The organism is Pseudomonas sp. MYb541, assembly GCF_037479595.1.
In the GTDB taxonomy this organism is placed as follows: domain Bacteria; phylum Pseudomonadota; class Gammaproteobacteria; order Pseudomonadales; family Pseudomonadaceae; genus Aquipseudomonas; species Aquipseudomonas canadensis.
In genome coordinates, this window is sequence record NZ_JBBGYS010000023.1 from 65,749 (window position 1) to 84,919 (window position 19,171).

At 56.7% G+C, this 19,171-nt stretch carries 15 protein-coding genes and 1 pseudogene; 7 read left to right on the forward strand and 9 right to left on the reverse strand.

The genetic code is table 11. The features are described 5' to 3' along the window. Positions 1 to 408: 408 nt before the first annotated feature. Together WH299_RS15970 and WH299_RS15975 are read left to right on the forward strand one after the other, a co-directional pair. On the forward strand, positions 409 to 6,657 hold the full coding sequence (locus tag WH299_RS15970) for a hypothetical protein (RefSeq protein ID WP_339550764.1): 6,249 nt from the start codon (positions 409 to 411) through the stop codon (positions 6,655 to 6,657). Next, positions 6,635 to 7,369 carry a hypothetical protein gene (locus WH299_RS15975; RefSeq protein ID WP_339550765.1) on the forward strand — a complete coding sequence of 245 codons (735 nt, stop codon included), beginning with the start codon at positions 6,635 to 6,637 and terminating at the stop codon, positions 7,367 to 7,369. Before WH299_RS15970 ends, WH299_RS15975 begins: the two co-directional genes overlap by 23 nt. Before the next feature lie 455 nt (positions 7,370 to 7,824). On the opposite strand, the gene merR is transcribed toward WH299_RS15975, so the two are convergent. After that, the gene (merR, locus tag WH299_RS15980) at positions 7,825 to 8,256 is read right to left on the reverse strand and encodes an Hg(II)-responsive transcriptional regulator (RefSeq protein ID WP_003425050.1); all 432 of its coding nucleotides are present in this window, start codon (positions 8,254 to 8,256) and stop codon (positions 7,825 to 7,827) included. A gap of 71 nt (positions 8,257 to 8,327) precedes the next feature. Between merR and merT the strand changes: the two genes are divergently transcribed. Genes merT through merB form a run of 5 tightly spaced genes read left to right on the forward strand, consistent with a single transcriptional unit; the run spans position 8,328 to position 11,787 of the window. After that, positions 8,328 to 8,678, forward strand: a complete 351-nt coding sequence (gene merT / locus WH299_RS15985) for a mercuric ion transporter MerT (RefSeq protein ID WP_003425049.1) — start codon at positions 8,328 to 8,330, stop codon at positions 8,676 to 8,678. Between the two features lie 17 nt (positions 8,679 to 8,695). After that, a complete protein-coding gene (gene merP / locus WH299_RS15990; RefSeq protein ID WP_003425048.1) occupies positions 8,696 to 8,971 on the forward strand; it encodes a mercury resistance system periplasmic binding protein MerP in 276 nt (91 codons plus the stop codon). 12 nt (positions 8,972 to 8,983) lie between these two features. Next, positions 8,984 to 9,418: an organomercurial transporter MerC gene (gene merC / locus WH299_RS15995; RefSeq protein WP_003425046.1), complete on the forward strand. Its 435-nt coding sequence runs from the start codon at positions 8,984 to 8,986 to the stop codon at positions 9,416 to 9,418. 35 nt (positions 9,419 to 9,453) lie between these two features. Beyond that, a complete protein-coding gene (merA, locus tag WH299_RS16000) occupies positions 9,454 to 11,136 on the forward strand; it encodes a mercury(II) reductase (protein ID WP_003425044.1) in 1,683 nt (560 codons plus the stop codon). A gap of 12 nt (positions 11,137 to 11,148) precedes the next feature. Then, on the forward strand, positions 11,149 to 11,787 hold the full coding sequence (gene merB / locus WH299_RS16005; RefSeq protein WP_003425042.1) for an organomercurial lyase MerB: 639 nt from the start codon (positions 11,149 to 11,151) through the stop codon (positions 11,785 to 11,787). A gap of 92 nt (positions 11,788 to 11,879) precedes the next feature. Here the strand turns inward: merB and WH299_RS16010 are convergent, their stop codons facing one another. The 8 genes and pseudogenes from WH299_RS16010 to WH299_RS16045 all read right to left on the reverse strand — a co-directional run bounded on the left by WH299_RS16010 (position 11,880) and on the right by WH299_RS16045 (position 18,976). Next, complete coding sequence (locus WH299_RS16010; RefSeq protein WP_003425039.1) at positions 11,880 to 12,179, reverse strand: plasmid pRiA4b ORF-3 family protein; 300 nt, start codon at positions 12,177 to 12,179, stop codon at positions 11,880 to 11,882. 3 nt (positions 12,180 to 12,182) lie between these two features. Beyond that, positions 12,183 to 13,688 carry an IS66 family transposase gene (gene tnpC / locus WH299_RS16015; RefSeq protein WP_003425038.1) on the reverse strand — a complete coding sequence of 502 codons (1,506 nt, stop codon included), beginning with the start codon at positions 13,686 to 13,688 and terminating at the stop codon, positions 12,183 to 12,185. A gap of 37 nt (positions 13,689 to 13,725) precedes the next feature. Next, positions 13,726 to 14,070: an IS66 family insertion sequence element accessory protein TnpB gene (tnpB, locus tag WH299_RS16020; protein ID WP_003425037.1), complete on the reverse strand. Its 345-nt coding sequence runs from the start codon at positions 14,068 to 14,070 to the stop codon at positions 13,726 to 13,728. Continuing rightward, positions 14,067 to 14,363 (reverse strand): annotated as a pseudogene (locus WH299_RS29675) (transposase); the annotation flags it as partial. The gene tnpB and the pseudogene WH299_RS29675, both read right to left, overlap by 4 nt. A 226-nt stretch (positions 14,364 to 14,589) precedes the next feature. Then, on the reverse strand, positions 14,590 to 15,447 hold the full coding sequence (locus WH299_RS16030; RefSeq protein WP_339550766.1) for a hypothetical protein: 858 nt from the start codon (positions 15,445 to 15,447) through the stop codon (positions 14,590 to 14,592). Between the two features lie 90 nt (positions 15,448 to 15,537). Further along, a complete protein-coding gene (locus WH299_RS16035; RefSeq protein WP_339550767.1) occupies positions 15,538 to 18,426 on the reverse strand; it encodes a DUF927 domain-containing protein in 2,889 nt (962 codons plus the stop codon). Continuing rightward, positions 18,423 to 18,695, reverse strand: coding sequence for a DUF3077 domain-containing protein (locus WH299_RS16040; RefSeq protein WP_187516746.1), 273 nt, complete (start codon positions 18,693 to 18,695; stop codon positions 18,423 to 18,425). The genes WH299_RS16035 and WH299_RS16040 overlap by 4 nt, the downstream gene beginning before the upstream one ends. Then, positions 18,692 to 18,976, reverse strand: coding sequence for a hypothetical protein (locus WH299_RS16045; protein ID WP_262666962.1), 285 nt, complete (start codon positions 18,974 to 18,976; stop codon positions 18,692 to 18,694). The genes WH299_RS16040 and WH299_RS16045 overlap by 4 nt, the downstream gene beginning before the upstream one ends. Between the last annotated feature and the right edge of the window lie 195 nt (positions 18,977 to 19,171).

Below are 19,171 nucleotides of genomic sequence, written 5' to 3' on the forward strand. Positions count from 1 at the left end.
TTATCGCTGAAGGTACGCTTCGGTACGGGGCTTGGGGGCTTTCAATGAGGTGTTACAGGTGTAACTGGTGTTACATGAATTGTTATCTATATGATTTAATTGCCTTTTTGTTTAGTTACACCTCTGTGTACTCTGACTAAATGGTGGTGTTACAAGTGATATAGGTGTTACATCTCACGAATCGGCAGCTTTTCCCAATAATGGGCACTGGCGGTTTCTCAGTAGCCTCAGAGCTAGGCTGCCATTTGTTGTCGATCGCACATGGATTTTCGATAGCAGCAATTCTGAAGCCAGTAGCAAATCGGCGTCGCGGTGTTCGTGCTTTGTGCTAGATCAGCATTCTCCGGCGAAAGCCATAATAGGGTGCTGTAAGCTATGGGGATATCGAAGGATCGCGAGAAAGTCACGATGGCTAATAACGACTTAGTGCGGCCAAGCCGCGATGGTGATCAGTTTCATTATCATTGGGCCGCTAGGCAGTGCCTTGCCTTATTGCCAGGCTCGGGCGACCTCGCTTCCGTAACCATTGAGGGCCCCTCAGCCCGCGAAAGTGATGACGAGATAGAGGAAGGGGTTGATTTAATCGACGTCGGCCTTTACTACGGCACAGAATCGTTGAATACGGCTCGGTACGTTCGCTACATACAGTTGAAGCACTCCACCCGGCAAGTCGTTGATCCATGGACAGCGAGCGGCTTGAGTAAGACTGTTCGAGGGTTCACCAAACGGTATAAAAAGCTTCTCGAACAATTTTCTGCGTCGGAGCTAAAGCGAAAATTTCATTTCGAATTCACGACCAATCGCCCAATTGACTCGAAGCTGAGCGAAGCCCTTGCTGATCTGGCCAACGCTGAGCAGCCTCGTCATCCAAGCATTCACCAGACCCTTTCTAGCTACTCTGTACTCTCGGAGGTGCAGAACTCTGGGTTCTTCAGCATGTTTTCAGTTGAGGGCGGAGAGCCTGGGCTATGGGCCCAGCGAAATCTGTTATCTCAAGACATCGCTGCGTACCTCGCAGATGCTGACTATGATGCTCCTGTTCAACTGAAAGAACTCATAACCCGTAAAGCCAGCAGCGAGTTTGAGAAAGATCCAGCGATAAGAAGACATGATGTGCTTCGAACGCTCAAAGTAAGCGAGCTGGAGCTTTTACCGGCACCTTGCCAAATCATTCAACTCCAACATGTCTTACCGCGGGAGCAGGAACGCGAGATTCTCAAAACCATCTTGCATTCCACCCAGCCAGTAATCATTCATGCTGACGGCGGTGTGGGGAAGTCAATCCTAGCACAGCGCCTTTCCGCGTCGATGCCAGACGGCTCCGAATCAGTTCTATACGATTGCTTTGGGGATGGTTTATATCGTAACGCGCTCAACTACCGGCATCGTCACCGCGATGCACTGGTACAACTTTCAAATGAACTCTCGGCGCGTGGGCTTTGCCATCCACTTATTCCCTCCAGCCACGCCGACGCTAAGCAATACATGCAGGCATTCTGCGGCCGGTTAACTCAAGCAATCGGGATACTGCGTGCAAGAATACCTGAAGCCAATCTTTGCTTATTTATTGACGCTGCCGACAATGCAGATATGGCTGCTGAAGAGCTAAATGAATGTGCCTTTGTTCGTGATCTGGTTCGTACGCCGCTTCCCTGCGGAGTGCGCCTCGTTCTTACCTGTAGATCACATCGTCGCTATCGCTTAAACGCCCCTCCTGGAATACATGAGTTTGAGCTTAAGCCTTTCAATGAGGATGAAACGGCAGTACACCTGCGAGCGCATTACCCTGCCGCCACGCAGGGAGAGGTATCCGAGTTTGCTTTCTTAAGCAGTTCTAATCCTCGCGTCCAGGCGCTGGCATTCGAGCGCCAGTTGCCGATGCTTGAGATGCTCAGGGAACTGGGACCTGAACCTACGTCCGTAGAGCAAGCCATTGGTGATCTGCTCCAGCGCGCAGTTAATAAACTCAAAGATCGGGCTGGAGTCGAGTCAGATCAGATAGATCTGATATGCCAGGGTTTAGCAATCCTCCGGCCTCTTATCCCGGTTGCAGTGCTCGCTAAAATCTCCGGGACGTCGGAGAGTGCCGTTCGAAGCTTTGCACTTGATCTTGGTCGACCACTTTTCGTGAAGGGCAACAGTCTTCACTTTCTCGATGAACCTGCAGAAACCTGGTTCCGCGAAACATTCAAGCCGGATACCGATGGTTTGAATCAGTTCCTCAAGCGCCTAAGGCCACTTGCAAATGAAAGCTCTTACGTTGCCTCGACGCTCCCCCAAATTTTACTGGCAGCGGAGCGTTTGGAAGAGTTGATTCTACTGGCGATTTCGGATGATGGTTTACCAACAGCTAAGCCATTAGAGCGCCGTGATGTGGAACTCCAACGTTTGATGTTCGCTCTCAAAGCGTGCCTTGAGCAGGGTCTTCATCTACCTGCCGCAAAAATAGCATTGAAGGCCGCGGGGGAAACCGCAGGGGAGTCTCGGCAGACAAAGCTAATCCAAGAAAATACCGATATCGCAGCCATTTTGCTGCCAGCAGACCGTATAAACGAATTGGTATCCCGAAGAACTTTTGACTCCACTTGGATGGGCTCCCATCACGCCTACGACGCGGGCCTATTATCTGGAATTCAGGAGTTCACTGCTGAAGCCACGAGTAGGTTGCGGATGGCAATGGACTGGTTGTACGCCTGGGCTAGGAGTACTCCGGATGACCTCCCGCAAGAGAATGTCACAGATCCCGATAGAGCCGAACTAGCTTTAGTGCTGCTACGACTTCAGGGGCCGCAGGCGGCTACGAGTTTCCTCAGGCGTTGGCGATCCCGTAATATCTCGCTGACGAGTGGCAAACTTGTCGCTAGGCGCTTGATAGACTTAAATGAGCATGCGCAATTGGATGCCTTGGCGTACGCGGCTAATAACGATGTTTGGCTGCTTTTGGGTATAGCCGCCGAAATTGCACCTGCCGGTCGCAGCATGCAGCCGGGACCATTGTCCCGCCTCATCCGACTGCTTGGCGATAGGCGGGTAAAATTGCCCGAATCCAGTGCATGGGATGAACGATGGCAGGTGTTGTATGCAGTGCAGGCGGCCTTATCACTTGCAATGCAGTCTCTGCCGCCGGCTTGCGATTCTTGGGGGCGGATCCTAAGACGTTATCTCCCTGAATCCCCTCCAACATTTCTATCCGACTCATTCAGATCTGATTATGTCCCAATGGTACGAGCGTACGCTCTGGAAGCTGAGCTGCGAGGACATGAGCTCAGCCTGATGGATATTGCTCCCGTTGACGTGCAGAAAGACCTAAAGCAGGCAGAGGGCTACAGGCGCAACCAACAAACGCGTACTTTTCAGCGTCAGGTTGGTGGTGTCCTCCCTTGGATCGTGCTTTCAATAAAAACAAGCTGCGGCCGTCCTCCCCCCAACCTGGATGAGTGCATTGCGGCTGCGATCAAGGCCTCCGAAAGCGCTGAGTCGAAGGGTTATGAACGCGACCACGCCGTTAGCCAGACCGCAGTGGTTGAGTGGCTAAAAATTTTACGCGATGCATCTGCTGTAAGTCCTCAAACGATTACCGCGCTGCAAAGCTGGATCAGTAGCCGAGAGTTGCCATTATGGCCTGATACCCTAACCAAGCTTTGTCATATCGCCGCCAGAATCGAAGGGCTTACCGATCTATCACTCGACTTCGCGTTTGCGGCTTATGATGTTTTGGAGCCGCTGAGAGATGAGGCGGAAACGAGAACTAACTCATACGTAAGTTTGGCTCGCGCGATCTTGCCGGCCAGTCCAGCCGAAGCAAATGCTTATTTCAGTCGAGCAGTCGAAATAGCCAGTCGTATTGGCGATGAGAACTTGTCCCGTTGGTCTGCAATCCTGAGCTTGGGCAAAGCGGCTTCCTCCGATGTACCGCGACCTCAGTCTGCATATCGGCTATCGAGAGTAGCCGAGCTCACATACGAGTACGTGGCACGTGATAAGCACTTTGATTGGGCAGGAACCGTTGAAGCCTTAGTCTGCCTATGCCCGTCATCCACGTTGACAATCTTAAGCCGTTGGCGCGATAGGCGGTTTGGGTCTGATGCTCGGCTCTTACCGATATCAATTTACCTGCTGATGGAGCGCGGTTTTTTACCGGCTATTACACCAATCGCCTTAGCGGGCATACAGGCTGACTGGAGCAGGTTAGACGACTTAAAGCGCATTCTCAAAAAGGCCGTACCGCCATTCGAGCCGCAGTTAGTTGCGCAAATTGCCTATCGGTACATACGCTTGCAGCGCCATAGCGCAAAAACTTGGGAGGAACTTACACAGATTAGTGATGAGTTGGGTATTGAGTTTTTGGATGTGAAGCGTTTATCCGCGTTCAGCAAGGCGTCTGACGCGTCGGAGGAACCAGCCGCGTCCACATGGGACAGAGGCGTTCATGAGCCCGTCGTACAAAATACTCCGCAATGGCAGCAATTTTTCGATGGAGTCGATATGGCGAGTTCGTCTGCTCTGAGAGCTGCTTACGGTGGTCTGAAAAGTTACGATACACCATATGAGTTCGAGGAGTTTTTTTTCGAAGGCACTAAGCGTGTTGGTTTAGGTAGCATGCCGGCATTCATCCAAGCAGTCGGTGCCTGGGCTGATTTTGGTACTTTTGAATTGAGGTATTTGCTTAACGCAATACCCGATTCAGCGTTCAGAATGCTATCTCTTCGGGCGGCTGTCCGTGAAGCCGTGTTGTGTGTTTGCCGGCGGGAACCTGAGAATACTGTGCGACGTGGCTGGAATAGTTACTTGCCATTTGAGAGGCTTGCTAATCATGCGGTAGTGTCCGACAGAGACATCGTAGAGGCGACTCTTGAGGGATATGCCACTCATATAGAAACACTTAGCGCCGATGGGCTGTTTCAGCTAATTGACCCGCTGGTATCCTCCTTGAGTTCTGCTGAAGCGGACGAAGTTTTAAACTTTGGTCTCGATTTACTTGAGGATGCACTACGCCCTGAGGATGGTGATGGATCTTGGTGTGAAGACCTACGCCCTCCGAGATCATGCATAGATGCTGTAGCTGGTTATCTCTGGGTAGGGCTTGGATCTCCCGTAGTAGCAACGCGTTGGGAGTTCGCACATGCCATACGGACATGCGTCGAGTTGGGTTGGCTGGATTTATTGTCTGCTCTTGCAAGATGGCCCTCATCGGGGGCTGTGCAATCATTTATCGACCATGGGCTGGTTTTCTACGAATGGCATGCCCGACAGTGGCTCCTGATTGGCCTTCGCCGAGGTGCGCGAGAAAATCCAGAGGGGGTAATCCCATTCCTTTCTTTTCTAGAGGAGTGCTTGGCAGAAGAACACGTCTTGCTAAGAGCCTTTGCCGCACAGACTCTGCGGCTGATTCCAGACGCAAATGGGAGCGTGGTGGCGGCCTACCAAAATCTCGACTCCGTTAATGCGCCCTGTCTTCCCATGGAGGTTTATAGCGATTGGAACGATCTGGACACGGATGAAAATGCGCTTGATGCGCTTAACCTCAATGATGACGAGAAGTATCACTTTGGTATCGATATCGGTCCTTACTGGCTCGCGCCGCTTGGATCCGTATTTGGCATTACTCAGATCGCAACAGAAAGACGGGCCATGAAGGTACTGCGCGAGCGATTGAATGCCAGTACCGGAAAGTGGAGCGACGATGCCCGCTATGCGAGAAAAATCTTCGGTGAGCGTGAGACCATTTATTCCCACGGTGGCATGCCCACGACCGAAGACCTTCGCGCCTATCAGGCGTACCACGCAATGATGATCGTCGCATCCAGGCTACTAGAGCAAAGGGCGGTTCGCCAAGCAGTCGATGACACAAAAAATGATTTCGATGATTGGATACAACGTCACTTGCTGACGCGACCTGATGGATGCTGGCTTGCGGATCGGGTCGACCCTCTATTGGTGTCGGAACCTCCACCGAAAGCGGGCTATTTTGACAACTCGTGGTGCTGGAGTGTGTCCTCAAACTATCTCGACCAGCAGTTGCTGTCTGATGACGGGCTACATGTGTTTTGGGGCGATTGGCGCAGTGGGGAGCGTGACAAAAATGAAATCGTTTCGATTCGTAGTGCTCGGGTGTCGCGCAATGGCGCTAATGCTCTACTTGCTGCGCTTCAAACGGCACTGGAGCTCAACAGGTTTTCGCTTCCTTGTGCAGATCATCATGAGGACCTCAAGATTGGCAATTTCTCTCTCAAAGGGTGGGTAGTACAGGATGGCAGCACGGCTCGATTGGATGAGTACGATCCGTGGGCAGTGGGCATGCGCTATCCTGCGATTGTGCCTTGTTTCCAGACAATCACGGACCTTGCGCTTGACCCGTCAGTCGATGGTCGTAGATGGAGTTCTGAGTTTGGCGGACACCTGCGAAGTGAGACGTGGACTCACGTTGTAGGTTATGGCCGCGAGCAAGATACGATTGCGGGTACGCGTCTAAGTGGTAATACTGAATTGGTGCAGTTGCTACTTCAGCAATACCCGGATGATTGCCTGTTGATCAGTGTTTCGGTCCAGCGCCTCCCCTCTCGAGATAGCTCTAAAAACGATGGCGTTGAGCTTTATCCTCATCCCTATGTGCGCTACTACTTAATGGACAGTGATGCAACGAGCCGACCACTCTAAAGCAGTATTGGAATTGGGCAAGCGCCTGATCGCGCAACTCGAGCTTGCTGACGACATTCTTGCGCAGTGGATGGCGCATGACATTTCGGCTCGCATAGCTGCGATTGAAAATGCTCCTGAGGGCGTTCCCATTTCCGCACGAGACGACTGCGCCAAAGCCATTCTTACTCTTTGGGAACATCGTAATAAGCTGCCCCCGCATCTCCAGCCATTTAAAGATATCGAACCGGTAACCAGAGCACTGGCGGCTTTAGACGTGGAGCATGGAGACGACTATCGGTACTCTCGACGTGTTCTGAGAGACGCTGCGTTAGAAACGGATGATAAACCGATGAGCAAATGGTTGGGGCTTGCTTTCGACCTCGATTATTCAGCGCGTGTACTCATTCAATATGCGCTGCGATCCGCCGGTGAAGTAGCGGCTTCGCAAGCAAGTCCGTGGGTGAAGGCTGCTTTGGAGGCCGGTGCAGCAACTGAGCCTGATCAACAAACGTTTGATTTTCTCCTGGAGCGTTTGAGCACCAACGAAGCCATCAGCGAAGATAAAATGGCAGAGTTACGCCGAGATGGTCTACGCGATAAAATTAGCAGGTTGGAAAGTTTTGCCATGCTTGCTACTGCAGTTGCAGCGGACTTACGTAGTCAGGTTGACTCTGAGCTGGGGCCGAGTAAAGAAAATCCAGCTACACCACCCTCAATCAACCCTTCCTAGAGTTCTTAAGTATTCACTTGGTCTAGCATCTGGCGTTGGCTCACTCCATGCTTTCCGGTTGGAACGTCAACGAAGTCGCTGGGTGTGGAAACCTGTAAGGTATGTAGGAGTCTGCTCCCTGTGGCTGGGCTCAACGTAACTTCGCTGTAGGCTAACAGTAGTTCTGCGTAAGCGTCCGAACTACACCGCCTTGCATCTCAGACCTTAATCCCCTTTAACCGCTGATTGACGCGCTCACACTCAAAAACTGCGAAATTGCACCCCACTTGACCACCCATTTGCGTTGCAACTGACCAATCATTTGCATTCGAAGTGATCAGGACTCTCGGCTCTGTAGGGTAAGAGCGTGGCTAAAAGCAGACCGTAGGTTTGGCCAGTCAACGGGGCTCATTGAGCGCCGCTCTTTTCCTGTTCAAGCCGACAAACAGGGGGGCAATGAAACGGGAAATCGTAGGCTAAGGCGCGAAGTTTTCGTGGCTATCTATTCCATGCAGCGAATCGATCAGCGGGCAGCTAACCGTCCCGTGGCTCGCGCAACAGTCATCAACCAACTGCGCCAGGACCAACTCGATCCGCCGCAGATCCGCAAGTTTCCCCCGCACGTCTTCGAGCTTCTGCTCGGCGTGCACACGCGCATCATTGCAGTGCGTACCGTCATCGAGCCGCAACAGTCCGGCCACTTCATCGAGGCTGAAGCCCAGCCGTTGTGCGGACTTCACGAATTTCACCCGTGCAATATCCGCCTCGCCGTAGCGACGAATGCTGCCGTAGGGCTTGTCCGGTTCGGGCAACAGCCCTTTGCGTTGATAGAACCGAATGGTTTCCACGTTAACCCCGGCTGCCTTGGCAAAGACGCCAATGGTCAGGCTTTCCGCAGTGTTTTTCATACCGCTTGACTCCGTACCTGACTACGGAAATAACCTTAACCCATCGATCAAACATTCGAAAGGTTGAACCCATGTCTGAATCACAAAAGGGCCGTGGTGCACTCCTCGCTGGAGGTCTGGCGGCGATCCTTGCGTCCACCTGCTGCCTGGGCCCGCTGGTGCTAATTGCCCTGGGCTTCAGCGGCGCCTGGATCGGTAATCTCACCGTTCTGGAGCCCTACCGCCCGTTTTTCATCGGCGCGGCATTGTTGGCGCTGTTCTTCGCTTACCGGCGCATTTTCCGCCCGGCTCAAGCCTGCAAACCCGGTGAGACCTGCGCAATTCCGCAGGTACGAACTACCTACAAGTTCATTTTCTGGCTCGTGATGGCACTCGTGCTGGTCGCGCTCGGTTTCCCCTACATCCTCCCGTTGTTTTACTGATCAGGCAGGAGTCTCCCATGAAAAAGCTGTTTGCCGCTCTCGCGCTCATTGCCGTGGTTTCCCCGGTGTGGGCCGCCATCCAAACCGTCACCCTGTCGGTACCGGGCATGACCTGCGCCGCCTGTCCGATCACGGTCAAGAAAGCGCTGACCCAGGTCGAGGGCGTGACCAAGACCGAGGTGAGTTTCGAGAAACGCGAAGCCATCGTGACCTTCGACGATGCCAAGACCAACTCCGAGGCCCTGACCAAGGCGACCGAGGATGCCGGCTATCCATCTACCATCAAGCAATAGGAGGAAATACCAATGAGAAATCCTCTCAATCTGTTCACGCGGATCGGTGACAAAGCCAGTTCCGTCGGTGTGCTGGTTTCAGCCCTAGGCTGCGCCGCGTGTTTTCCTGCTCTGGCTAGCTTAGGCGCTGCAATCGGTCTGGGCTTTTTGAGCCAGTGGGAAGGCCTGTTCATCACCACGCTACTGCCCTTGTTTGCGGCCCTGGCGCTGCTCGTCAATTCCCTTGGCTGGCTCAAACATCGGCAGTGGCAGCGAACTGCACTCGGCCTGATAGGCCCTGTCCTGGTCTTGGCTGCGGTGTTTTTGATGCGGGCTTATGGCTGGCGGAGCGGTTGGCTGCTCTATATCGGTCTGGCCCTCATGCTTGGGGGCTCGATCTGGGATCTCGTGTCGCCCGCCCACCCCCGTTGCGCCCCGGGTGCCTGCCCACCACAGCCAAAACAGTAATGCCGCAAAGAGACCCATTTGAGGAAGTAAACGCTATGACCACACTGCGAATCCACGGTATGACCTGCGCCTCCTGTGCCGACCGCGTCAGAGATGCTCTGGAGGGAATCTCCGGCGTGCACCGGGCGGACGTCTCCTACGCCGGTGGGAAGGCCGAAATGACGGCCGACGCGGCTGTCAGCCGTGAACAAATGCAAGCCGCCGTCGAGGCCCTTGGGTATCAAGCGTCGTTCGAAGTCGCCTCGCTACAACCGCGCCCCGGCCAGCTCGATAAGGCGCTGGGCTGGTTGCGCAGCGACACCGAGGTCGGCAAAAACGGCGACGCGCTACACATTGCAGTCATAGGCAGCGGCGGTGCGGCAATGGCGGCCGCCTTGAAGGCGGTGGAAGCCGGCGCCCGCGTCACTCTGATCGAGCGCGGCACCATCGGCGGCACTTGCGTCAACGTCGGCTGCGTGCCGTCGAAAATCATGATTCGCGCCGCGCATGTGGCTCATTTGCGCCGCGAGAGTCCGTTCGATGACGGAATGCCCGCCACGCCGCCGACCGTCCTGCGCGAGCGGCTGCTCGCGCAACAGCAAGGCCTTGTCGACGAACTGCGTCACGCCAAGTACGAAGGCATTCTGGAGAGCACACCAGCCATCACCGTGCTGCGTGGCACCGCTCGCTTCCAGGACGGCCACACGCTCAGCGTCGAACTGGTCGAGGGGGGCGGGCGCGAAGTCGCGTTCGACCGCTGCCTGATCGCTACCGGCGCCGGTGCGGCCGTGCCGCCGATTCGCGGGCTGCAAGACACCCCCTATTGGACCTCGGAGGAGGCACTGGCCAGCGCCAGTATTCCGCAACGGCTCGCCGTGATCGGCTCATCCGTGGTGGCCTTGGAGCTGGCGCAAGCCTTTGCCCGGCTGGGTAGCCGCGTCACCATCCTGGCGCGCAACTCGCTGTTCTTCCGCGAAGATCCGGCCATCGGCGAGGCGCTGACCGCAGCCTTCCGCATGGAGGGCATCGACGTGCTTGAGCAGACACAAGCCAGTCAGGTGACCCACGCCAACGGCGAATTCGTACTGACCACCAACCACGGTGAACTGCGCGCCGACCAACTGTTCGTCGCCACCGGCCGCACGCCCAACACCCAAAGCCTGAACCTGGAAGCGGCGGGTGTACTGTTGGATGAACGCGGCGCCATTCAGATCGATCAGGGCATGCGCAGTAGCGCAGTGGATATCTATGCAGCCGGCGACTGCACCAACCAGCCGCAGTTCGTCTACGTCGCGGCGGCGGCTGGCACCCGTGCGGCGATCAACATGACCGGCGGCGAAGCTACGCTTAATCTCGATGCCATGCCGGCGGTGGTGTTCACCGATCCGCAGGTGGCCACCGTCGGTTACAGCGAAGCGGAAGCACAGCGCGCAGGCCTCGAAACCGACAGTCGCACGCTGAGCCTGGACAACGTGCCGCGTGCGCTGGCCAACTTCGACACGCGAGGGTTCATCAAGCTGGTCGCCGAAGCGGGTTCTGGTCGGTTGCTCGGCGTGCAGGCGGTGGCCCCGGAAGCGGGCGAGCTGATTCAGACGGCGGTGCTGGCTATTCGCAACCGCATGACCGTGCAGGAGCTGGCCGACCAGTTGTTCCCCTACCTAACCATGGTCGAGGGCCTGAAGCTCGCGGCGCAGACTTTCACCAAGGACGTAAAGCAATTGTCCTGCTGCGCTGGATGAATGGAGAGCACCATGAAATTTGCCCGCTACATTACCGAGATCGCCGAACGTCTCACCCCGACCAACCGGCCCAAAGGTTTTGCGGAGTTCTTGGTCGCGCTACTGGGTGAACTTGCCAAGGGACGCCCGATTTCGCGAACTACGCTTGCCAGGACTCTTGGCTGGCCCGCTGAGCAAGTGGCGGCTGTGCTCGAACAAGCCACCAGTACCGAATACGACAACGATGGGAACATCATCGGCTATGTCCTCACCTTGCGCGAGACGTCGCATGTCTTGGAAATTGACAACCGCCGGCTGTATGCCTGGTGCGCGCTGGACACCCTGATGCTCCCGGCGTTAATCGGCCGTACAGCTCGCGTCTCGTCGCATTGCGCTGCAACTGGAGCACCCGTTTCGCTTACGGTTTCACCCAGCGAGATACAGGCTGTTGAACCTGCCGACGTGGCAGTGTCACTGGTATTGCCGCAGGAGGCGGCCGACGTTCGTCAGTCCTTCTGTTGCCATGTGCATTTCTTCGCATCTATCCCAGCGGCAGAAGATTGGGCCTCCAAGCATCAAGGATTGACTATCGTAAGCGTCCAAGAGGCGTTCGGCGTGGGCCAGGAGCTTAATCGACATCTGTTGCAGACCCTTCCAATGAGAACATCGTGATTGGATTTCGACTCAATGTCCTACGGAGTGGGCATCGGATTTCTCTTTCCGACTTTGATCCGGTGATCCCAGCCATCGCCAAAGTCATAGACCTAGCGGAATGTCCTTTTCCCGTTCAACGCTTTGATCAGAGTCTTGCGGGTCTCCGAGTTCACGGGAGGCCCCCATCCATCGGAGTCGGGAATACCGTAACTCTCACCAGCTATTTCAAACTCATGCAGATGGTCATCGTGCCAGCCCATTGCGATCTGGATCACCGCGTGCAATTTGCCTAAGGTGATGTTCTCGGGCACCGCCACACGGCGCCAGATGGCAGGTTCGATCCACTTCAATTCAATGTGCAGTAGCAACAAATCAGGTTCGGGTTTTGGCAAGCGAACAGTTTTGACCATGGATCAGGCGGCCTCGCAGAGTTCCGTGGAGGCGAGAGAAACGTTCCAGGGCAGCAGTTCGTCGACCCGATTGATCGGGTGGTCGGCGATGCGCTCCAGCACGTGTGTCAAATAGGCTTGCGGGTTCAGGTCGTTGAGTTTGGCTGAACCCACCAGGCTGTAAATCGCAGCCGCTCGTTCGCCGCCGGCGTTGGAACCGACGAACAGATAATTTTTTCTGCCTAGCGCGACAGCACGTAGCGCGCGTTCGGCAGCGTTGTTGTCGATCTCAATTCGCCCGTCATCGCAATAGCGCACCAAGGCCTGCCACCGATTGAGGGCATAGAGAATCGCACCGCCCAATGCCGATTTTTTCGACAGTTGAGTCAGCGTCTGGTTGAGCCACGCGTGGAGTTGTTCCAGCAGCGGACTGGCTCGGCTTTGCCGAACCACTTTTCGCAGGTTGGGCGGTTGCCCTCGAATCTCGCTTTCGATGGCATACAGGGCCGCAATCCGTTGCAGCGCCTCGGCGGCAAGTGGTGAAGCCAGGTCTTTGTAGACCTCGTAAAACTTGCGCCGGGCGTGAGCCCAACACGCCGCTTCCTCAATGGTGCCCGTGGCATATAGTTGAGCAAAACCGGCATAGCCGTCCGCCTGCAAGATCCCGCTGAAGCGCTTGAGATGCGCGCGGGGATGTTGCCCCTTGCGATCCGGCGAGTAGGCAAACCAGACCGCCGCCGGTGTCGCGTCCCCCGTAGGTCGGTCGTCCCGCACGTACGTCCACAGGCGCGCCGATTTGGTCTTGCCGTTGCCCGGCGCGAGCACGCCAATCGGCGTGTCGTCGGCATGGACTTTGTGTCCGCTCATGACGTGGTGCTCAAGGGCGTTGATCAGTGGTCGCAGCAACTGACTGCTCTGGCCAACCCAGTCGGCCAGGGTTGAGCGCTCCAGCTCCACGCCCTCACGGGCGTAGATCTCGGACTGCCGATACAACGGCAAATGATCGACAAACTTCGAGACCAGCACATGGGCCAACAACCCTGGGCCGGCAAGACCTCGGGCGATCGGGCGACTCGGTGCCGGCACCTGGGCGAAGTGCTCGCAGCAGCGGCAAACCCACTTCGGACGGACATGGCGAATGACTTTGAAACGTGCCGGAACGTACTCCAGCACTTCGGACACATCCTCACCTAAATGGCGAAGCGTCCCACCGCAGCCAGTGCATTGCGACTCGGGCTGATGAACGTGGGTTTCGCGAGGTAGGTGTTCAGGCAATGGTTTACGGCGCGAAACTGCGCGAGGTGCCGGCTCGACTGGAGGTGTCATTTCGGCTTGGCTGATTTGCAGCTCATCAAGGCTCAACTGGAGCTGGTCGATCATCGCTTCCAGTTGCTCGGAGCTGCGACCGAACTGCGTACGACGCAGCTTGGCGATCATCATCTTCAAGCGCTCAATCTCTGCGTGCTGGGCAGCGATCAGCGCCTTCAAGGCTTGAAGATCATTCGGCAGGGAGTCGGTCACGAGGGTCATGCCCGAATATTACTGGGGATTTTTTCAGCGCGGCAAGTCAGACCGCGAGGACGGGTGCTGTACGAATTGGCCGGCGCCAATCAATGCCCTCCAACAGCATCGACAACTGCGCGGTCGTCAGCGACACGCTGCCGCTGGTTGCTTGCGGCCAGACAAAGCGTCCTTGCTCCAACCGTTTGCAAAACAGGCACAAGCCGTCGCCATCCCACCACAACAGTTTGATCCGGTCACCACGCCGTCCGCGAAAGGCGAAGATCTGACCGGAGAAGGGATCGGCTTCCAGTTGAGTCTGCACCATGGCCGCCAAACCGTCGAAGCCACGACGCATGTCCGTGACGCCAGCGGCGATCCAGATACGGGTTCCAGCGGGAGGGGCAATCATCGCACTAACTGCTGCAAGACGAGTTGCAGCGTCTGCGGGTCTGGTGCTCCGGTGATACGCAACTTGGCTTTTCCTACCTCAACTGCGATCTCGGAATGACACTCTGCCTGTGGCTGGAAGACTGGCGGCAGATCCATTGGCGCCTCGATCACCTGGACTGGCAAAAACGAAGCACTCTGGCTGACCGGGCCGAATAGCCCTTCTTGGTATTGCTGCCGCCAGCGAAAGACCAGATTGGCATTGACGTCATGTTCGCGAGCGATCAATGACACGGAGGCGCCAGGCTGGAAGGTGGCCTCGACGACTTGGCGTTTAAAGTCCAGCGGAAAGTTGGGGCGGCGACCGGCTCGACGGGCTGGGGCAACTGTATCCAAGATAGTGTCCACTAAAAAATGGTGTCCACTATCTTGGCCAATTTGGAGGGCTGTCAGGAGAGGGTGCTGGCCGGACGGTTACAGTTCTGCAGCAGTTTGAGTAACTAAATAGAGTAAACAGCCCGCGAAGCGAGCTGATTGGGGTTTAAGCGGCGAGTAGTTCTTCCAAGGAGATGTTGCGGGCCTCCGCTGCCAAATCGGAGCGCTGAAGCCTCGAATGGAAGGGGCCGAAGCGAGGTACTTCGAGTCCAGACAAGGCATCGCCCATCCCGCCTTTTAGGTAGCTGACGGCAAGTATCCTAGCGCCCAAAGCGAGCAGTTGCTCGGTCGCCGCGTTCCACTCCTCATCCAATGCAAACCCAACCGCGCTCAATGCGGCTGTCTTGGATTCATCTCCACGTTGGCGGGCGTTTGTAATTTGAGCATCGAGGGTATCAAGCTCGACTTGCAGAGCTCCGAGAATCAGGTCTTGCCTTCTGACCTGCTCGTCCGTTGTGGCCAGTTGCTTAGCGGCCTTTTGCATTTCGCCGCTTGCTGATTTTTCCCCTTCCGTATCACCGCTTGCGAGACTTTTGGCGTAGGACGTTGCAGCGTCGCGCTCGGCTTGTTGCGCTTTTTCCAGGGCTTGATCAGCTTCTGATTGAATCGCCTTAAACCGCTCACTCAAGTGCGCTCTTTTTCGCTCCAGCGCTTCTATTTCAGCTGTCGCAGCGGACATTGCTTGGATGGATTCGACTTTGATTTGATCGTTTTTTTCCAAGCGTTCTAGGTGTTGAATCTTCCGGTCAATTGCTGCCAAATCGTGTGGTATCGCTCGTATACGAGCTTCGGCACTGGATATTTTATCCGCAGCTTCGCTGGCTTCCGGGCTTCCAATTGGGTTACCAACAGCACTGAAACCGCGCGGCGCGTTACGCCATTCGACTTCCAGTTGTGGAAGGCTCTGTTCCAAGGTTTCCAGTTCTTGAATCAAGGCGGCTTTTTTCTGTTTTAGCTGGTTCATGTTGAGTTCCTAAAGGCGAAAGGTTGATTGATTTTTTCTGCTGGCGGGCCAGGCCAAGGTGAGCCTGCATTCCTCATGGAGCGGCCGTAATTACGCTGCTTGGGCGCCGTGATCACCTTGTTCTGGCACTGCCACAACCACATAGCAGCGCTGCAAGCCCAGCCCCGGTAGTCGCACTGCGGTCGAAGCTTTGCCATCCTTTCCAGGCTCTAAAACGCCTCGTTGCAGGAGCTCTTTGTTAACCGCACTCAGGTTCATGCCTCGGAAGATTTCGGAGCGCCATGCTTCCGGCAGCACGTAGTAAGTGTTGGTGGTGTGCAGGGCATCGCCCATTCCGTGTTCCATCGTCTTGCGAAAGCCCAGTCGATCAATCGTGCGTGGGCCGTGTTCATCGATCTTGGCGGCGGCAGATTCCCAACGGGTAAAGCGGCTTTCTCCAAATCGCTCGATGACCTGGCGCAGTCGAGCCAGGATCGCGTCACCCTCGAAGTTACCGGCGCCGCCACGCTCGGCCAGCCACGCATGCAGACACACACGTGCGGCGGTCGTGGCTGTGCCATCGGGCCAGCCGGTGACCCCGAAAGCGGTGGCCAGCTCACCGGCCGCTGCTGCGAGGCCAAAGCGAAGGGCGGCCCGCTGCGCCTGACCACTGGCCGAGGTGGGCAGGTTTTGGGTGATGAACTGTTCCACCGTGCGGCGAACGATCACCGTCCATCTGAGCATTTCCCCAGGAGCACACAGTGCGTGCAGGAAGGCGGTAAGCGGTGTGCCGTAGTATTTGGCGACACGGGCCTTGAGCGCATCGGAGAGGGCGGCAGCGTCCTCAAAACCGTTCAGCACATCGAACATGCCTAGGCCCTTGCTGGCATCTGCTGGTACCGCAAGCATGCGCACCTCCATGCCCGCTTTCAGCTCCTTGTTTGCATCCGCCATGTGCTGCGCCAATGTCTTCTCGCCGGTCGAGAGAAACAGCAAGCGCCACTCCTGCACCTGTCGGCCCGCTTGTCCTCGATCATTCGCTCGGGCCTTACCGGTGCCGTTGCCGAGCATGTAGACCGTCTCGCCAATAATGCGCGGGTCACACATGCCGATTTCATCCAGCACCAGGAGTCCGTCTGAATGGGCGGCTGCGATGGACTCAAGGGCGTTATCGGTCGAGCGCCATGAACGCAGCAGACGCGGCCCGCCATAAACCGACGCAGCGACTTGCAGGTGAGTGGTCTTGCCCCCGGAGCTATCGCCATACAGGTGGAAACCACCCGACTCATGACCTAGCAGGTTCAGCAGAGGCCCTGCAAAGGCCACAGAGACGACAAACGCCAAGCGGTGATTACCAACGCACAGCGCACCGATTTGCTGTTGCCATTGCTCCAGAGAGCCTGCCTCGCTGATTGGTGGAAGCTGCGCACCGGCCTCATAAAAATGCAGGTGCTCGGCGTGCGAGCCGATCTGTTGTTCGGGCAAAAGGAAGGCGTTGTCGTGCCAGCCCAAACGCGTCACCAAGCGGGCGCGCTGGGCACTGTCGAAGCCGCCGAGATAGCTTTGTAGGTCATTGCGTGCGTTGCGCCCTGATCGGCTTCCGGCAAGGCGCAGACCCATGTCTACCAGCGGGCCAAGTACATCTTTGCCGAAGTCGCCGGTCATGGTTCGGGCCGGAATGTTCCAGCGTTTTTTGGCGCCGTCTGGGTCGTCGAATTCGACCAACAAGCCCCAGTTGTGGCCCTTGTCGTCGCGAGTGCGAGCGATGATTTCGAGAGGCGAACACACGGGACGCGCCTCGCCATCATCGCCGGAATAAAACACCCCTTCAGGCGTCAGGCGAAAGCCGCCCGGCAACAGATCGGTTTTCGATTTGGCAGGGCGTTTGGCGGGCGCCTTGGCCTTCTGTTCTTGAGGCTCAGTGGGCTCAGTGGCACCGCCGAAAAACTCACCGCTGCGCACCAGCTCGGCGACGTGGTCTGCGGTCCAGCCTTTGGCTAATGCATCCGCTGCATCATCGCCGTCTGCCCAATTGCCGCCTTTGACGAGTGTCGGCTTGCCGCCTTTGCTGCTCGGCTTAAGCTTGAATACGTCGAGCGAGATCCGTTGTACTGAGGTGGCGCCCAGCTCAATCAGCTTCAGCTCGATGGCGTCCATGCAGGTCTTGCCGCTGGCATCATTATCCGGCCACAGCGCCACAGCACGCCCTTTGAGTGTCGTCAGGTCGGCTTTATGCCAAGAATTGGAGCCGTTCGGCCAGCAGGTGGCGACGTGATCGGGCATCAGTTCAGCGGCAGCATCAGCGGCCTTTTCACCTTCACACAACACCACAGGCGCATCGGCCCGCTGTGCCAGTTCATCCAGGCGCAGCAATGGCCGAGGTTCCGACAACCCTTGCCAGCGCCATTGTGTGGCTTGCCCATCGGAGCGCTTGCACCAGGTCAACGGCGCAAAGACTTTACGCGGCTTGCCATCTTCATCCGGGCCTAGGTCGAAGCGATACAGCGCCATGACCGGCCGGCCCTGTGCATCGCGGTAGATCCACACCTTGGACGGAACACCGTGTTGCCGGTGCTTGGCAGGGCACTTGTTCATGGACTCGGCCGGGATCGGCTGGATCGCAATCCACTCCGGCGCTGCGGGCTTGGCCGGTGCGCTTTTAGCGTTCGCCGAACCGGCGGAAACGTTGAGCAGGTCCGCCAGCTTTTTGCAGGCATCAACGTCGGTGCCGCCGTCGATGTAGCGCACCAGGTCGATCAGGTCGCCGCCCTTATCGCCGGTGGCAAAATCCGCCCAGGTGCCTTTGCTCAAATTGACCTTGAGTGAGCCTGCGCGTTTGTCCGTACGCGTCGGATTCGGCGCGGTATATTCCTTGCCGCCGTCGACGCGTTTGCCGTTCGGCAGCCATTGAGTAAGGACGCGGTCGATGTTCTTCAGAGCGGCGCTTTTTACGTCAGCGAAGCTCGGGCGTTTTGATGTGCTGCCGGTGCGCTGAGTCATAGTGTGGTCCTCGACTCAAGCAACGCCTCGTTCACGTCGTCGATCAGCGCCTTAGCCATCTCTCCGAGGTAGAACGCGGGCCAACTAAAACGCTCGCCCGCATCGCTGATGGCAGCGTCGAGGATCAGTTGATTGGCGTGGTGCAGGATCTGGGAGACGGCTTCAAGTGCGTCCTCCAGCGGGATACCGGCATTCACCCGAAACAGGTTTTGGCCGTTACCGTTGGCAGGGGAAAACTCGGAGCGTCCAAGCGTGTTGGAGTGGGTCACAGCGCACCGCCTTTCTGGCCCATCGGCACAGAGGAGGCATCACCGTACATGGTGAGTGTTTTGATCAACCCCAAGGTGCCACGCACGTCCCAAATAACGGACGACAGCACGCGGTTGGAGAGCAGAGGTTTATCCCCGTCTAAGTGGTCTTCCAGCAGCATGAGAACGGAGTTGGCACGGTCGAGCGCACAGGTGATGGCGTCGATAGGCAGGCCGGCTTCGGCGTCTCGGCTGACGCAGAGGAGATCCTCGGGTAGTGCAAAGCCCGGGAGCATGCTCATTGGGCACCCCCTGCGGCGTCCAGAGCTCGCGCTTTGGACATATGGGCGTTGTAACGGGCGAGGCGTGTAGCGAGGCTGGAATTGGCGTGTAAAGCGGCGAGAGCCATAGCTCGATGAGCAGCGGCGCGAATTTTGGACGGATTGATGGCGTGCATGTGTGGAGCTCCCATATCTTTTTGAGAGCTGCCACGATCC

Coding starts and splice junctions, on each gene's coding strand:
- WH299_RS15970 (WP_339550764.1), top strand. CDS start 409: ATGGCTAATAACGACTTAGTGCGGCCAAGCCGCGATGGTGATCAGTTT.
- WH299_RS15975 (WP_339550765.1), top strand. CDS start 6,635: ATGCAACGAGCCGACCACTCTAAAGCAGTATTGGAATTGGGCAAGCGC.
- merR (WP_003425050.1), bottom strand. CDS start 8,256: ATGAAAAACACTGCGGAAAGCCTGACCATTGGCGTCTTTGCCAAGGCA.
- merT (WP_003425049.1), top strand. CDS start 8,328: ATGTCTGAATCACAAAAGGGCCGTGGTGCACTCCTCGCTGGAGGTCTG.
- merP (WP_003425048.1), top strand. CDS start 8,696: ATGAAAAAGCTGTTTGCCGCTCTCGCGCTCATTGCCGTGGTTTCCCCG.
- merC (WP_003425046.1), top strand. CDS start 8,984: ATGAGAAATCCTCTCAATCTGTTCACGCGGATCGGTGACAAAGCCAGT.
- merA (WP_003425044.1), top strand. CDS start 9,454: ATGACCACACTGCGAATCCACGGTATGACCTGCGCCTCCTGTGCCGAC.
- merB (WP_003425042.1), top strand. CDS start 11,149: ATGAAATTTGCCCGCTACATTACCGAGATCGCCGAACGTCTCACCCCG.
- WH299_RS16010 (WP_003425039.1), bottom strand. CDS start 12,179: ATGGTCAAAACTGTTCGCTTGCCAAAACCCGAACCTGATTTGTTGCTA.
- tnpC (WP_003425038.1), bottom strand. CDS start 13,688: ATGACCCTCGTGACCGACTCCCTGCCGAATGATCTTCAAGCCTTGAAG.
- tnpB (WP_003425037.1), bottom strand. CDS start 14,070: ATGATTGCCCCTCCCGCTGGAACCCGTATCTGGATCGCCGCTGGCGTC.
- WH299_RS16030 (WP_339550766.1), bottom strand. CDS start 15,447: ATGAACCAGCTAAAACAGAAAAAAGCCGCCTTGATTCAAGAACTGGAA.
- WH299_RS16035 (WP_339550767.1), bottom strand. CDS start 18,426: ATGACTCAGCGCACCGGCAGCACATCAAAACGCCCGAGCTTCGCTGAC.
- WH299_RS16045 (WP_262666962.1), bottom strand. CDS start 18,976: ATGAGCATGCTCCCGGGCTTTGCACTACCCGAGGATCTCCTCTGCGTC.